Source organism: Nocardioides koreensis, assembly GCF_039531775.1.
GTDB lineage: Bacteria > Actinomycetota > Actinomycetes > Propionibacteriales > Nocardioidaceae > Nocardioides > Nocardioides koreensis.
In genome coordinates this window covers 1-1,137 of the sequence record NZ_BAAAQR010000027.1, presented here as the reverse complement: position 1 = coordinate 1,137, position 1,137 = coordinate 1, and the positions used below count along the sequence as shown (strand labels likewise).

Here is a 1,137-nt window from a genome sequence, read left to right as displayed (position 1 = left end):
TGTTCTGTCCACGCAGGTTGGGCACGAGCTGGATGGGTGACTTGCCGCGGAGTGCGGTGTGGCCGCGGTGGTGATTGTAGGTGTGCAGCCAGGCGGGGTAGGCGGCTGCGCGTTCGGTTTCTGAGCGGTACTCGCAGGCGTAGGCCCATTCTTCGAGCAGGGTGCGGTTGAACCGTTCGACCTTGCCGTTGGTCTGGGGCCGGTAAGGACGGGTCCGGCGGTGCTTGATCCCGCCCGATGCGAGGGTCTTGGCCCACAGCTTGGAGCGGTAGCAGGAGCCGTTGTCGGTCAGCACCGCTTGGACGGTGATGCCGTGGGCGGCGAACCAGGCGCGGGCTCGTCGCCAGAACCCGACAGCCGTCTCTTTGCGCTCGTCGGCGTGGATCTCTGAGTAGGCCAAGCGGGAGTGGTCGTCGACAGCGTGGTGGATGTAGGCGTAGCCGCGTGAGCCCGCCGCGCCGGCGCGAGCGGCCTTCTCGCGGATGGACTTGGCGCGGAGGTCTTGGGCCGAGCCACGGCCGTGGATCCGCCAGCCGCCGCCCTCAGGGATCCGGCCGAGCTTCTTGACGTCGACGTGGACCAGGTCGCCCGGCGCGTCGTGCACGTAGGCGTTGGTGACCCGGCGACTCATCTGGGGGCCGCGGATCCGGGTCCCGGTTGCGGGATCGGTCCAAGTCAGCGGCGGGCAGCCGAAACGGGTCAGGATCTTGTGCACCGTCGAGACAGCCATGCCGAGCCGGTAGGCGATCCGAGCTGGCCCCCACCGCCGTGAGACGCGCAGCCCGATCACGCGGCGCTCGCGCCTGGTCGCGGTCCGGCGCGGGGAGGTGTGCGGGCGTGAGGACCGGTCCACCAAGCCGTCGCGGCCAAGCTCCCGGTACCGGTTAGCCCACCGACGTGCGGTCGTGACCGAGCAGTTCCATCGTTCAGCAGCCCGGCGCAGCGGCCATCCCTTGTCGACGATCAGCTGGGCCAAGCGGAGCCGCCCGTTCGGGGTCAGACAGGCGTTAGCGTGGGACACGAAGACCTCCGTGGTGATTCAGGTGTGGGTGCGTGGTTGCTCCACACCTCACCCGGAGGCCTTCGTCATCGTCCAGCAGGCACGCCGTACCTAACGTCCGTGGTCAGTACACCTAG

General features: G+C 68.8%; 1 protein-coding gene. It reads right to left on the bottom strand.

What is annotated here, in order from left to right; translation table 11 throughout:
• A partial coding sequence (locus ABD268_RS22755) for an IS481 family transposase (protein ID WP_344158252.1) occupies nucleotides 1–1,021 on the bottom strand: 1,021 nt, incomplete at its 3' end.
• Nucleotides 1,022–1,137: the final 116 nt, after the last annotated feature.